Genomic DNA, 14,425 nt, shown 5'->3' on the forward strand with positions numbered 1-14,425 from the left:
GGACCTGATTCAGGGGATATTCAGGAAGCGATTGAGCGAGCGGCCGTGGAGGGTGCGCACGTGGAGAAGACCTTCGCCCTGGAAGGGTTCCTGCAGACCCACGGTATATTCAAATGAGCGATCCGCGGGCTGCGTTGCGCACACATCCGTGTTCACAACTTCGGCAATGGGTCGCACCATAAGCACATCCACCGGATCGCGCACCACCCGCACTTCACGGATCACCATGCAGCCGATCAGATAGTGTGGGAAATGACCCTGCAGTTTCAGGGATTGCTTGCCGCTTTCCGGATTCACTGCGATGTAGGCATTTTCCACTGTTGCGAAAAGGTAGTCATCGGGTGATTCCGTTTTCCGACGGGCGACGTAAATGCTCTCCATGATTTCGGGGTTGGCGGCGTAAATCACTTGCCAGGCGCCTTCCTTGAGCTTTCCGAGCGGCACGGGATGAATATAAGGTGTCAGGCTCTGCACACAGTATTCATCCGGATCCACCACACTCGTGGCGGAGATGGTAATACGATTCTTCTCCTGATCAACCTCCGCTGTGGCCTTTCCCACCTGATGACAGGCGTCCGGAAAGGTTCCGTGAATCACGACTTCGACATTGTCATTATCATCGAAACCGGATGGGACATAGATGGCATCGACCGGCGCATCGGTCACAACCGGTTCCGCATTTTGCGCAAAGGCGCTCATACTAAAGGCCAATCCAAGACTGGTGATGAGTTTCAGCGTTTTCATATCCGTTCTCCCCTTGATACTAGCCGTAAATAAGCCAAACCCTGCGTTATGAATCAGCAAAGACCATACCATTGTCATGAGATGCAAAAATCCTTCAAACCCGCATGCGGATGCGCTCAAGAGGAACGCTCGACCGTATTCATTCAGCAAAGGCCTGGGTTTTATCAAATGACCAAATACACTCCCCGCCGCGCATGGTGATCCGCTCAATCTTTTACCTCGCAATCCGAAAAGAACGTGTGGACAAGGAGTCTATGGTTCCATGAAGCTGACGGATACAGCCATAAAAATCGTAACGGTCCATCCCAGCGGGACCGTGCGCAACCTGATCAACACCGAGCTTCGCAATCGAGGTTACACCGATGTCCTGGGTGCTCCTGACCTGCAAACCGTCGTGGGCATACTGGAGACCGGACTCATCCACTGGCTGATCGCGCCCATCATGATGGACGACAAGATCAACAGCTTTCAAATTCTGAAATTGATTACCGAGGATCCGACCATGATGGATATGCGCCTATCCTTTATGGTGGATGCCAGCAGTGATCCCGGCCTGATCAGCAAGGCCTTTGATATGGGACTTTTGTCTCTCCATCGTCACATGGCGAGCAAGGCGGATATAGAAGAGGAATTCAAAATGCTCTTCAGCCGCGACGTGGCCTGTGGCGGCGAGCTGAGTCTGGTCGCGGCGGAATATCTCCGGCAGTTCCTCAAGGATGAAAAGCGCCATGCTGAGCTTTTGCGGTTTGAAAAGGCGCTCTTTCAGTTTCATGTGGGCAACCTGAAGCTTCTTTTGCATCTGGCCGAGGCTCACCTTCTGAACGGACAGGTGGAGCCGGCGCTGAATCTTTTCAGCCAGGCGCTGCTGGTGGATGCGACGCTTGAGCCCGAGATCAATACCCTTTGCGAAAAATTCCCCGAAGCCCGGAGCCAGGGACAGGCCGAGGCCGCAGCCCGTGCGCCTGAGGTCCTTGGGATCAGGAGCTGCCTGGTGGTCGAGCCCGATCCGGAAACCCTGAATCTGATCGTCGGCCTTCTGAAACAGCTCGGCGTGCAGAACATTTATACCTTTCAGGATCCCACCCAGGCGGAGCAGTGGCTCGATGAAAAGATTGTGCCCGAGCTGGTGATCCTGGAATGGCGTCTCCCGCAGATGCCGGGGCCGATCCTTGTGCAAAAGCTCCGCACGGTCCTCGGTTTTGGTGTTCCTCTAACCGTGATGAACAAGGATCTGACCGAACGGGATATGCCCGTCCTTCATGAGATGGGCGTGACCGATCGCATCCGTAAACCGATCGAGCCGCAGGCCTTCTTTCAGGATGTGATCTGGGTCATCAACCAGGATCGTTCCCCGAGCGAGCCTGTGATTCTTTTGCAAAAGATCAGGCAGGCGATGGCGGACCAGAACTTTGAAAAGCTGGCGGCCTTCACCAAACGCTATATGGACAGCGACAAGTCCAGCGAAGCGGAAAAGTCTCTCCTGCAGGCGGAACTCGCGTATTATCGCGGGCACTATCCCACCGCACGCAATCTCGCCTTGAATGTCCTGAAAAGCGGGCTGGCCAGCGTCGAGGTTTTGAACCTTCTGGGCAAGACCATGATGAAGCTCAGGGACTTTACCAGTGCCCTCTGTTGTCTGGAAAACGCGGAAGTCATCTGCCCCTCGAACGTCAAACGCATCTGCAATATCGCCGAGGCCCACCTGGAAATGGGCGAACAGCAGGGTTTCCGTGAAAATCTCGATGCGGCGAAAGCCATCGCCCCGACCGCCAGCGAAGTGACCGAAGTCGAGGTCAAAGGGGCTCTGGTGAATGGGGAAGGGGACAAGGCGCATAATCTGATGAAGTCCCTCCAATCGCTCCTGAGCATCGTCTCCTTCACCAACAATCGGGCCATTTCCCTGATCCGGACGGATCGTTTTGAGGAAGGGCTGCAACTCTATAATGAAGCTCTCCAGGCCGTTCCGGAGAATCGGAACGAGGTCCTGGCCATTCTGCATTATAACCAGGGGCTGGCTCTGGCCCGGGCCAATCGCCTGGATGAGGCCAAGGCGCAGATGGAAGCGGCGGCGGCCTTGAAAAGCGATAAGATCAGGAGCAAGGTGACGAGTCTGAAGGGGCGGATCCAAAAAGCGATTGATACCCAGCAGAAACTGGAACTGACCGTTTGCCGGGAAAATACCCCTGAGGCTGTCAGTACGGATCCGCAGAAGGATTATGAAGAGCTGATGATGGCGCTGAAGATCAACCCCGGGGATCTCTGCTGTCATAAGATTTACTTCGAACCGGTCGTATCCCCCGAACTCAAGGACCACATCGATCGGCCCTTGCGATTCAAGAAACGCTCCTCGATTCAGCGCGAGGCGCCTGGGAAGGCGTCCTGAAGCGAAAAAAGCCCCGCGAAGGAAAACCCCTGGCCTTTCGGCGGTCGCAAAAAAGCCCCGACTCCAATCGAGTCGAGGCCTTCCTGCTGTTTAAGTTCCAAACTGATCAGTCTTTCAATTCACTCTCAAAGAAGGACTTCACATAGCGGCTGTTGATGTCCACATATTTCGAGGTGGCCACGTAACCGCCGCGACCATCGCTGCGCAGGCCGCCGCCGGATGTGATGCCAGCGAGCTTGCCGCTCACGAACAGTGGGCCGCCCGAGTCACCCGAACCGCTCGACACCAGAGTGCCTTCGTCGGTCTCGCCATCAGCTTCCGGCAGACCAAGGAAGTTGATGAAACCACCGGACACGGAACCGACTTCGTTGGTGCCGACACGCTTGGTGCCTGCGCCTGATCCGGTGAGGTTGCCCCAGCGGTCAAATTCATTCACGTTGTTGCCATAACCCACGATGGTAAGGGCATCGCCTGCGGAAGGAGCACGGGTGGCGAGCGAACTCACAGCGGGAGCCGTGTCATCTTCAAAGTTGATGACGCTCACATCATAAGGGCTCACACCCAGACGGATGCTGTAGTTGGGATGCTGGGCAAAGCTCACCGCTTTCGCTGTGGCCACGTACTGACCTTCGGCATTGATGGTCACCAGATAAATGGCCGGATCCTCGGAGTCCAGACCGTCCACACAGTGGCCGGCGCTGACGATCTGCGAGTCGTTCACAAATGTACCGGTACAGATACCCTGGCCTTCATCCGTCTGCATCACGAGGAGCACAACGGATGGATAGCTGCTTTCAGCGATCGCGCGGCCGTTGGTCACTTTTGTTTCGCTTTTTTGTGCGGAACCTCCGCAACCGATCAAAGCAGAGGCCAACAGTCCGGTTCCCAGGATCTTGTATGCTACCGATTTCTTCATTGAACGACTCCTTCGCTGTTCTCTGATTCGGAACTTATTTGATCTTTGACTGACTGGCCAGAACAAAATTTGTTATTTAACCAAAAATCGCTCCTGTGAATCGCCAAATGCCTGAGCTGCAAGACTTTTTGGTGAGTTTAGAAAAATTTAACAATAGTCGGAAGTCCTTGTCCCTCCTCGTTTTTGTACGGCAGGACGGCTGGAGTTGAGAAAACATCATGCTTTGAAAATCCTGGTGTTCGCAGAACCGGATGGCGCCATGTGTGCAGGCATGACGCATGGAGCCTTCGCGCTGGTAGGAGCGGTGGCGTAAGCCCATGGATGTGAGTTCACCCTGTATTTTTCATTTGTTATAACCCGCCTAACTTCAATGCAAAGAATGGAAGCTTGTGCCAGGTATCCCGGGATGGATCCTGAGGCCAGCTTCCCAGGGGGGATTCATGAACCTTGTTTTCAGATGGGTCACATCTGTTGGCCTGGCCTCGCTTGGTTTGTCAGGAATGGCCTTCGGCACAACCTGTCAGCAGACATTCAGCTATAAGAACGCCAACGCCAGCTCAGTTTGGATCACCGGTTCCTTCACCGATTGGGCGCGACATCCCGATCTGGGCGCCATTCCCCTCACCAAATCCGGTGATGTCTGGACGGCGACGGTCACCCTGCCCGCTGGGAAAAACCTTTATAAATTTGTGGTCGATGGTCGCAGCTGGGTGGCGGATCCCAATGCGTTGCTCCAGGAGGCGGATGGTTTCGGCGCCATGAACAGCATCCATCCCTGCGGCGACGATCCTGTGGTGACCCAGCCGCTGCCGCAATGCGGACACCCTGAGGCCTTTGACTGGCGGGATACGGTCATGTACTTTGCGCTGGTCGATCGCTTTCATGATAGCGATGGACGCGCCAGCCCCGTGCCGGGTGCCACGGGTGGCGATGCACAGCATGGACCCTCCGCTCAATACGTGGGCGGTGACTTCCAGGGGATGACCCGGAAGATGGATTATCTCACCGATCTCGGTGTGACCGCACTCTGGCTCTCGGCACCATATGATGCCCGTGATGAATCGGGCGCCTCAGTAACTCCGGATCAGGATCCGCATCTATATTCCGGTTATCACGGCTACTGGCCGTCACCCCGGAATATTGATTACAGCAAGCCTGAGGCTCCGAGCCCGCGCCCCCGGGTGGAATCCCGTCTGGGAACCGAAGAGGAACTGAAGGAGCTCATCGCCACCGCACATGGTGCCGCCAGTGCCAACGGTCATGGAGTCAAGGTGCTCTTCGATTATGTGATGAAGCATGTCGACAGCAAGAGCGAACTTTATCAGGCGCACAGGGACTGGTTCGCCACCGACAATGGGCGCATCCGGGTCTGTGGTCCGGAAAATCTTTGGGAGCATCCCTACTGGGGCACCCGCTGCTCGTTTACGGACTACCTGCCCGGCTTTGATTTTTATAATCCCGAGGTCCGGCGCTGGTCCGTCAGCGATGCCGTCTGGTGGGCCCGTGAGTTTCAGCTGGATGGTCTGCGCCTGGATGCGGTGAAACATATTCCCGGTGAATGGCTCATTGAACTGCGCCAGGCTTTGAAGGAGACTTTTCCCAATCCCGAAGGGGATCGTTTCTATCTCGTCGGCGAAGTCTTCGACTATTACAACAAGGAGAACCTGAAAAAATACGTCGATTCCCAAACAATGCTCGACGGGCAGTTCGACTTCCCCTTTAAGAAAACCGCCTGCGAAGCCCTTTTCCGCCCCGACGGGGATATCGGTTACCTCGATTACTGGTTGTCCTCCAATGATCGTTACTATGATCGCGGCCTTTACAATCGCTCCCTCATGGTCAACTGGATTGGCAATCACGATATTCCACGTGCCATTCATTTCGCCAGTCGGCAGATCGACAGCTGTGTGCTCGGCAGTTTCCCCGGGAACGGCTGGAGCAGCCATCAGTATCAGCAGCCGCTGGACGCGGCCCCCTATGAACGTCTGGGTCTGGCCTTTGCCACCATGCTCACCAACCCCGGCATTCCTTTGATCTACTATGGCGATGAAATCGGTCTGGCCGGGGGAGGGGATCCTGACAACCGGCGCATGATGCCCTGGGATGACCGTCAGCTGAACATTCATCAGCTCGTCCTGCGCGACAAGGTCCGTAAGCTGGCGCATATCCGCGCCCGCTACAAGGTGCTCGGCCGTGGGCAGCGGCGCACGCACTGGGTCGATCGCGATGCCTGGGTTTATACGATGGGGGGCTGTGATGGCTTTGATCAAATCACGGTCGCGATCAATAAATCGGATGGCTGGAAAAACGTGGCGCTGCCTGCCGGAACCTATGAGGATCTGATGCAGGGAGGAAGGGTGACTGACAGTACGCTGAGCCTGGCGCCGCGCAGTTTTCGGGTTTTGAAAGCGGACTAATCCTGCTCTTCCAGAACCTTCTTCAGAACGATGGCTGCGTTGTGCTCCTGATCCCGAGCGCCATAGACCAGCGTGACCGTATGTTCTTTCATCTCCTGCCGGAGGGAATCCAGCAGGTCCGTCTTCTCTTTGAGTTCCTTTCGATAGCGGCTCTGAAACTCCTTCCACTTTTCAGGGTCGTGGTCGAACCACTTCCGCAATTCCGTGCTGGGAGCCACCTCCTTCATCCAGATTTTGACCGCGGCATCCTCCTTGGTCAAACCGCGCGGCCAAAGGCGATCCACCAGGATGCGCGTGCCATCCTTTCGGGATGGTTTTTCATAAACCCGCTTGAGCTGAACCATGTTATGGATCCTCCCATCGTGCCGTTTAAAAGGAATATTCCGCATGCGCGAGGAAACCGCGCGCGGCTGTGTTATATCCGGCCACTTCCTGATACGAGGTGTTGAGAACATTATTCACTTTCAACGCATAGCGTGCCGGGCCCAGACGCCAGTTGAGAGCGGTGTCGACCACCCGGAACCCTTCCGTGCCTTCCGTATAAGCATGGGGACGACTGCGGGTTTGGCCGCGGACGGACGTCATCCAGCTGAACCCATTCTGTTTCCAGGTCACATCCCCACTCCATGCATCATCCGGGCGCGAGGGAAGGGGATCATTGCTTTCCTTATCGAGGGTGGAAATATGTGTGTACTGGGCACCCGTGCTGAAATTATCGTCGATATCCCAGTCGATGCGGCTTTCCACGCCTTTGATCATGGCCCGATTGATATTGTAATAACGCGAGGTCGTTCCATCGAATTCGATCAGGTTGGTCGTCTCATTTTGAAAACCAGTGACCGACGCGGTCAGCCCTTCCCCAAACCTCTGCTCCAGACCGGCCTCTGCGGTGATCACGGCCTCAGGCTGAAGATCCGCATTTCCATAAACGGGCACGCGCAGCTGATAAAGGGAAGGGGTCTTAAACCCACGTCCATAATTCAGGCGCAGGGTTGTGGCCTCCGGCACCAGAATAAAATTGAAAGCCGCCTGCCCGACCGTGGTCGTTCCAAAATCGCTATGTTTTAAAGTTCGCACACCCCACTGGCCATGTACCCGATCCCAAAGCCCCCACTGATACTGGAGCGCATAGGAAACCTCCTGAAGCGTCTCCTCCGGCAGCCGGTCATCCACAGCGAAACCCTGGTAATTGGCCTTGTTTCGAATCTCCGCGCTATCCCGCAGCCACTGCACAGAGGCGACCACAGTATGCGCCGGGGCGAGCTTGATCAGCTGGCTGAAATCCACCGAGCGCCGTTCCCCTTGAAATCGGGTGCGTTCCCAGGTCTGATCGCGGTCCGGATTATAAAGATCGGGATCATCAAAAAAGCGGCGGTCGGTTTGCGTGACGCCCACCGCGAGGCGCGTTTCATACTTCTGATGCAGGCGCAGCTTCTGGGTCAGCTGGCCCATCAGCTCCTGACGTTTCACCTGATAATTCGGGTCATCGGTATGGGCCCCGGCATCGATATCCGCGACCGACTGCGAACCCTTCACCAGAAAATCCGCGGTGTAGCTCTCACCCGCTCCATACTGAAAACGCAGACTGGCGTCCTTCCGTTCGAAGGCGTCGCGCTCCCCATCATCCCGCGAACCGGTATGGGAATATCCGCCTGTCCGGGTGCCGGCGACGGCGGCGACATAACCGAAAGCCCCCTGCCGTCCGGAGACGCGGCCATGGGCCCCATAGGTTTCGTAGCTGCCCAGCTCCAGCCCGACGCTTCCTCCCAGGCCTTCCTGCGGACGTCGGGTGATAATGTGGATCACTCCACTCAATCCGGAGCCACCATAAGCCACGCTATGCGGTCCCTTGACGATCTCGATCCGTTCCACATCATAAAGAGGCATATCACCCAGATCGAAATTTTTCTCGATGGTGGCCACATCCGCCAGCTCCACGCCATCGACCATCACCATCGTGTGGCCGCCCTTGTCACCGCGGATGAGGATCTCGGTATTGGAACCGGGTCCCCCGCTGCGTCGCATCGAAATGCCTGGCAGTCCGCGCAATACTTCACTGACCGTCTGCGCGCCGCTGATTTCAAAATCCTGCCGTTGGAGGACGATTACGGAGGCTCCTATTTCCCGACCGGGTAAAGGATTCCTTGTGGCGGTGACCACAATATGTTCTTCTGTCGATGAGTCGATTTCAGAAGCGGCTTCCGCCTGGGCATAGGCCGGCCTGGAAATGGCAACGGCCAGAAGGGAAAGTGCGATGTCCTTACGCATGGGCTCTTCCTCACGTTCTTGAGGACACCCTTTTAGTTCAGGCAGGCGGGAAAAACCAGAGTCAGTTGGGTTGTCTGCCTTCTGACATGGCGTGGAGAGTCTGCTGCTGCTTCTGCACCCAGCCCTGAAGGAAGCTAAGAAAATCCGCGCAGGCTTGGGGTGTGAGATCGTCCTTGAAGTCCTGTGTATGGTAAGCCAGTTGTTTTAAAAGGCGTTTGTGCAAAGTTTGTCGATTTTTCAAATCCGTGGGGCGCATGGTGCCGAGGAGGATTTCCTCCTGCTCAAAAATCCGCTGGGCATGGGTGTTCAGCTCATTCAAGGTAATAAGAATCGCGGACTGAGTCGCCGGTTCTTGCACCTGTGTCTGCAGTTTTTCCACCAGCTCTTGGAGCCTTTGGGCATCGGTCCAGGACATGGTTCCGTCTCCTTTGCTTGACATTCCCTATTCGGCAAAGGCGGGAAATGGCTTGAGGACAAGGCTTTGCGGGTTTTCGCGGATTGGTCGAGGCGACTCACTTGCGGTTTGAACCAACTGATCTTATGTTTCGCTTGTTACTGTTGAAATCGCCCTTCGGATGGCAACCGTGGACCAATCGGTAGGTCATTCTGATGGAAAATGTATCTTCAAGCAGCCAAATGGCTTCGGATTTTGTATGATAATCGCGGAGGGTCAACCTATGCGGCAGATGTTCCAAAAAATCCTCGCGATTGCGGGTTTGATAGGTTGCGGCGAAAAAGCCGAGACCGCGAACCTTGCCGATATTGATATAAATCCAGCCAATACGCCCGTGAGATTCGAATGTTTGGGTCTGGACGCCACCAAAAATCGCAGCATTCCGGTGGACTGGGATGACCAGACCCCTCTCCGCGTCTGCCTGATCCAGCAAGCCGATGGTGCGCTGGCTTTTGATATCCGTCTGCGCACGGAAACCCCTGCCCTGCGCCGCCAGGCCATGAGCGTTCAGGTTCAGGGAGCCAATGGCCGCAGCGCCGCGGGTGTGTTTCCCCTGGTGTGGAACCCCTTTACAGGTATCTATGAACTGCAATTGAGTCAGGGTTGTCTGGTGGGATCCCCAGGAGGCTGTGCTGTCACGGCACCGGCCGTTATGCGGCATCTCTTTACCGCCCTGCCCCCGGCCGAAGACAGCTGGCATCCCGATGTTGCCATGACGCTGACTTTGGTGCAGCCCGATGGCAAGGCTCATCCCGAAAATCCGCGTTTTCATTTTCAATGGAACGGACAAAGCCCGGACCTGGCCAAAAGCATCAACTAGGAGTGATCAGCTTCTCAACTGAACCTGATGCACCAACGGCTCATTGTGTTCAAAAGCCCTCAGACTGGAAAGGGTTGTGTTCGCGATATTGGCCAGGGCTTCATGGGTGAGAAAGGCTTGATGCGCGGTGATCAGGACGTTGGGAAACGTCGTCAGCCGGGCGAGGACATCATCCTGCACACCAGATTCCGACATATCATGAAAAAAGATGCCTTCCTCTTCTTCGTAAACATCAAGAGCGGCAAAGCCGATCTGCCCACTTTTCAGCGCCTGCAGAAGAGCTGAAGTTTTCACCAGCCCGCCCCGACTGGTATTGACCAGCACCACTGACGGTTTCATGCTCTGGAACGCGGCCTCGTCAATCATATGATGCGTTTCCGGTGAAAGCGGCACATGGAGGGAAATGATATCCGACTGTGCGAGAAGCTCTTGCAATGGTACATAGCGGAGATTGAGTTGCTGGCTGAGTTCGGGCTTGGGCCAGGCATCATAGGCCAGCAGCTGACAGCCGAAGCCCTGCATGATACGGGCAAAGACCTGCCCGATACGACCTGTTCCAATCACTCCTACAGTTTTCCCATGCAGATCGAACCCCACCAAGCCGTCGAGTGAAAAATTCAATTCCCTGACCCGATTGGAGGCGCGATGAATACGGCGGTTCATCGTTAAAATCAAAGCCACAGCGTGTTCCGCGACCGCATAGGGGGAATACTCCGGCACCCTCACCACGGGCAAATCGAACTCATGCGCGGCCTTCATGTCCACCTGATTGAATCCCGCCGAGCGCAGCGCCAGGATGCGGATGCCCTCCTGCTTCAGCAGTTGTATGGTATCCCGATCGATGCGGTCATTCACAAAGGCACAGACGGCATCAAAACCCTTCGCAAGTTGGGCGGTGGCATGTCGCAGACGGGGTTCAAAATAGGTAATTTCATGCTGCCACATGCTATTGGCTTGATCGAAGGCCTTCCTGTCAAAACCGTGAGTATCAAAGAATGCCAGCTTCATCGAATGGGACCTCCCTGATTTCAGATGCGAGCACGCTACCGGAAAAGCGGCCCTGGGAGAACCCATTTTTTTCAGCTCGATTTAAGGAACAAGGGAAGGAACCAGCTCGAAAGCTATGCCGTCTTCAGGATCAGGCTGGATGAGCCCGTCCCGTAAAGACACAAAACGGCTGTTGACCTGCAGTCGTACCGCACCGCGTTCGTCAGGAATCATCACATAACTTTGCGCGGCCTTGGAATACGTACAGGCCCAGAGTATAAAGCGTTGACCCTGGCCGTAGTCCTCAAGATCCAAACAGCTGTGCTTGCAGAGATCCACGACGTAATTCCAAATATCACAAAAGGCCGGTTTGGGGTTCGCAACGAACAGGCGATAGCCATCCTCATAGGGTCGGAAACGAAAATCCAGGGCTTCGCTACAGACCGCGATTTGCAGCGCATCCGCGACCGGTTTTTGGGTGATGACATTCAAACGCCAAACCGGATTTCCATCGAGACACTGATCCGTCCCCTTCAGGCGCAATTTATACGTTGAGGATTTCAGAGCCTCCGGGTCCGCGGCCAGCACAGCGGGCATGCTATCCAGCAGCTCCACACGCAGGTTCACGGGTTCGTCCCCTTCCTCGGCACGGACTTTCAGATTGAGTGAATCCATTCGGGCCTCTGTGGGAATACGGGTGACCCACGCCCAGCGGGAATGTGCATCCACCGGCTGAAAGGCCAGACTCTGCTCGCTGTCTCCCACCAGAATGGTCCCCTGATCCGCAACCAGGCTGCCGCGCCCCAGCACCTGAGTGAAATTGCTGTCCCCAAAGGCCTGGCAGCCTATGGCCTCGCCCTCTGTTGGGAGATCCTCCAGGAGTTCAGGCTGGATTTGGGAATCCACAAAACATCCCAGAAATGCGCCTCCGATGGACGAGGGTTCCAGGGCGATCACCTGATCATCATCGTTGTCCGCCTGAGCCGTTGTGGAATCCTGTTTTTCATCAATCTGATTTTTAAATGTCGCGCCCTTGCACGATAGCAGCAGCAGCAAACCCAATGCTGCGAAGCCTTGCGCCTTGTTCATCCCGTCCCCCCTCGAAATTGGACGCGATACTATCGGCATCTGGCGACGTCATGCTGAATGCTGGTTCACGCATCAGGAGGCGGGAAAGCGCCAGCTGCGAAGAGCATGGCGCTTGCTGGCAGCTTAGAAGCGCCAGGACATGCGCCAGCCGGCACCCAGGTTGCCTTCCGCAGTGGGAACGGCGGCAAAGGAAGTGGAAAATCCCTTCTGTTCAGACTGGAGGCGCGTGCCGGGACATTCCCGCATGGCGATTTCCGTGATGCCGAGACCAAAGCCCAAAAGACCGCCAATGGCGGCGCCACCGGACAGAGCCTGCTCCGTATCCTTGCGATCATCCTTATCCTGCGACAGAAGATAGAGGCCGGAAAGGACCGATCCGGTCAGGACTCCATACAAAGTGTCCTTGAAAATCACACTGCCGGCCACCGATTCGCAGCCAAATGTTCCGGCTGAGGCGCGTGGAGCGACGGACAATCCAAGACCAGCGAGGACCAAAACCAAGGCGTAACGCATAAGCATCCTTTATAAAAATCAGAGAAGATCAGGATTACATGGCCTGACCTGGCAGGCGTAAAAGAGACGAAAACACGCATGAATTATTGCAGGAATTAGCGCGGGAAAAGTTCACGCACCCTTTCCGGCGGCCGGGCCACCACCGCCTGGGAGCCTTGCACCACAATGGGTCGCTCCAAAAGTTCGGGATGTTTGACCAGTGCCGCAAGCACGGCTTTGTCGTCATCCAGATTCAGTTTCAAGGCGGCAAAGGACTCGTCCTTGCTCCGAATGATATCACGCGGGCGCAGCTTCAGCAGTTTCAGAAGGTCCTGCAGTTCCGCAGCGCTGGGTGGGGTCTTCAGGTATTCCACGACCTCGGGTTCCACGCCCTGTTCCTTGATGAGATTCAAGGCCTCCCGACTTTTGCTGCAACGAGGGTTGTGATAAATCTTCATGAAGTCTCCTAAAGAAGAAAGGCCGCCGCTGCCAGCAGTGTATACGGCAGGGCTGCCAGTAAAAGCCGCAGTGGGCTGATGCCGGCCTGACCAAAGGAACCACGCAGAAGTCCATAGCCGGCGGGATTGGGAGCATTCGCGATAACCGTCAGACCCCCACCAGCCACAGCGCCGGCAACCAGAGCATACTTCGCACTATCGCTCAGATTGGGCACCAGAGTTCCCAGAAAAGTCAGTGCGGCGTTATCCGTAACGGCGGTCAGGACCAACGCACCCCAAAACAGAGGCGTATCTCCCAATTGGGAAAGCACCGGCTGCAACCACCATTCCTGCAGTTTCCCAAGGGTCACGAGCCCGCCGAGGAAGAAGCCAACCAAAAGACTCTCCCTGAGCCGCAGCTCGTCCTGATATTCGCGAGCCACCGAGCACCAGCCCAAAAACAGCAGAAAAAGGGGTACAAAAAAAGCCATATGATGCGAATTGAGAATGGTGAGCCCCAAAAAGATCACATGAACACCGACCACCCACATCGGAACCCTCGGGGTGGGTTTTCCCTCTCGTGCCCCGGCGCCCATGAGTTCGCGGCGAAACACGGCCGCCGTTGCCAATGTGCCGATCGCCACCGCCAAGGCCGAACGCCAGCCAAAATTTTGCAGCATGAACGCAGTATCCCAGCCCCAGGGCCCGGCCACCATCAGGACTGGTGGCGCAGCGAAGTGAGTCAGCGTTCCCCCGATGGAAATATTCACAAAGAGGAGACCAAGGGTCGCATACTTGAAGCGCAGACTGGTTTTCTGCGTAAAGAATTGATCGCGAATCAGAATCGCCGTCACTGTCATGGCCGCAGGCTCCGTGATCAACGAGCCCAGCAGCGGACCGGCAATAAGACAGGCGCTATAGAGCGCAATGGGCCGCGGGATGGGCATGAGCAGGGACAGGGCACTGATCGATTTCTCAGCCAAATAAAGGATGGGGCGCGTCGCTGACATGCACATGATGACAAAAACGAAGACGGCTTCGGTATAGTTCAGGTTATCCAGATACATCACGGCGTCTGCCGTCGTCCCGGATTGGACGGACCATATGGCAACGAGTATGGCGGCCCAGATGCCAAACACCACCTCCACTTCGCCAAGAAAGTGCAGAAGATTCTCCTGCATGGATCCATTCGGATAGCGGTGCGCAAGATTCAAAATCGCCTTCGTGCAAAAGGTATGAATCACCGCGCAGGCAAACAGCACCGTCGCCACATACTGCATTTCCAACATCCAAGCCCTCCTATGATGGCCCTGTAGAATACCCAAAACAACGTGGCCCGTCCAGGATTCCAGGTTTTATGCAGCCGGAAAGCCTTTCCGGCATGCCTTTCGGGATTAAAAAATACTCATCCCGCTGTC

Annotated in this window: 13 protein-coding genes; 3 read left to right on the top strand and 10 right to left on the bottom strand. The window is 55.8% G+C overall.

Features of this window, described 5'->3' with window-relative positions; translation table 11 throughout:
- Nucleotides 1-9: 9 nt before the first annotated feature.
- A complete protein-coding gene (locus OLTU_RS15515) occupies nt 10-744 on the bottom strand; it encodes a hypothetical protein (protein WP_141733678.1) in 735 nt (244 codons plus the stop codon).
- A gap of 262 nt (nt 745-1,006) precedes the next feature.
- On the opposite strand from OLTU_RS15515, the gene OLTU_RS15520 reads away from it, so the two are divergent.
- Nucleotides 1,007-3,127, top strand: a complete 2,121-nt coding sequence (locus OLTU_RS15520; RefSeq protein WP_141733679.1) for a response regulator — start codon at nt 1,007-1,009, stop codon at nt 3,125-3,127.
- Between the two features lie 106 nt (nt 3,128-3,233).
- On the opposite strand, the gene OLTU_RS15525 is transcribed toward OLTU_RS15520, so the two are convergent.
- Complete coding sequence (locus tag OLTU_RS15525; protein ID WP_141733680.1) at nt 3,234-4,043, bottom strand: trypsin-like serine protease; 810 nt, start codon at nt 4,041-4,043, stop codon at nt 3,234-3,236.
- A 440-nt stretch (nt 4,044-4,483) separates the two neighbouring features.
- Between OLTU_RS15525 and OLTU_RS15530 the strand changes: the two genes are divergently transcribed.
- A complete protein-coding gene (locus OLTU_RS15530) occupies nt 4,484-6,460 on the top strand; it encodes an alpha-amylase family glycosyl hydrolase (protein ID WP_141733681.1) in 1,977 nt (658 codons plus the stop codon).
- Here OLTU_RS15530 and OLTU_RS15535 read toward each other — a convergent pair.
- The 3 genes from OLTU_RS15535 to OLTU_RS15545 form a co-directional block, all read right to left on the bottom strand.
- A complete protein-coding gene (locus OLTU_RS15535; protein ID WP_141733682.1) occupies nt 6,457-6,804 on the bottom strand; it encodes a DUF488 domain-containing protein in 348 nt (115 codons plus the stop codon). The genes OLTU_RS15530 and OLTU_RS15535 overlap by 4 nt on opposite strands.
- A 25-nt stretch (nt 6,805-6,829) precedes the next feature.
- On the bottom strand, nt 6,830-8,728 hold the full coding sequence (locus OLTU_RS15540; protein ID WP_141733683.1) for a TonB-dependent receptor plug domain-containing protein: 1,899 nt from the start codon (nt 8,726-8,728) through the stop codon (nt 6,830-6,832).
- A gap of 61 nt (nt 8,729-8,789) precedes the next feature.
- Nucleotides 8,790-9,143, bottom strand: coding sequence for a hypothetical protein (locus OLTU_RS15545; protein ID WP_141733684.1), 354 nt, complete (start codon nt 9,141-9,143; stop codon nt 8,790-8,792).
- A 262-nt stretch (nt 9,144-9,405) separates the two neighbouring features.
- On the opposite strand from OLTU_RS15545, the gene OLTU_RS15550 reads away from it, so the two are divergent.
- Complete coding sequence (locus OLTU_RS15550; protein WP_141733685.1) at nt 9,406-10,002, top strand: hypothetical protein; 597 nt, start codon at nt 9,406-9,408, stop codon at nt 10,000-10,002.
- A 6-nt stretch (nt 10,003-10,008) separates the two neighbouring features.
- Here OLTU_RS15550 and OLTU_RS15555 read toward each other — a convergent pair whose 3' ends face one another.
- The 5 genes from OLTU_RS15555 to OLTU_RS15575 all read right to left on the bottom strand — a co-directional run bounded on the left by OLTU_RS15555 (nt 10,009) and on the right by OLTU_RS15575 (nt 14,296).
- Complete coding sequence (locus OLTU_RS15555; RefSeq protein WP_141733686.1) at nt 10,009-11,010, bottom strand: 2-hydroxyacid dehydrogenase; 1,002 nt, start codon at nt 11,008-11,010, stop codon at nt 10,009-10,011.
- 81 nt (nt 11,011-11,091) lie between these two features.
- Nucleotides 11,092-12,078, bottom strand: coding sequence for a hypothetical protein (locus OLTU_RS15560; protein WP_141733687.1), 987 nt, complete (start codon nt 12,076-12,078; stop codon nt 11,092-11,094).
- 123 nt (nt 12,079-12,201) lie between these two features.
- The gene (locus OLTU_RS15565; RefSeq protein ID WP_141733688.1) at nt 12,202-12,591 is read right to left on the bottom strand and encodes a hypothetical protein; all 390 of its coding nucleotides are present in this window, start codon (nt 12,589-12,591) and stop codon (nt 12,202-12,204) included.
- A 95-nt stretch (nt 12,592-12,686) separates the two neighbouring features.
- A complete protein-coding gene (gene arsC, locus OLTU_RS15570) occupies nt 12,687-13,028 on the bottom strand; it encodes an arsenate reductase (glutaredoxin) (RefSeq protein WP_141733689.1) in 342 nt (113 codons plus the stop codon).
- Between the two features lie 8 nt (nt 13,029-13,036).
- Nucleotides 13,037-14,296, bottom strand: coding sequence for a putative Na+/H+ antiporter (locus OLTU_RS15575; protein ID WP_141733690.1), 1,260 nt, complete (start codon nt 14,294-14,296; stop codon nt 13,037-13,039).
- Nucleotides 14,297-14,425: the final 129 nt, after the last annotated feature.

The sequence above is a fragment of the Oligoflexus tunisiensis genome (genome assembly GCF_001748245.1).
GTDB lineage: Bacteria > Bdellovibrionota_B > Oligoflexia > Oligoflexales > Oligoflexaceae > Oligoflexus > Oligoflexus tunisiensis.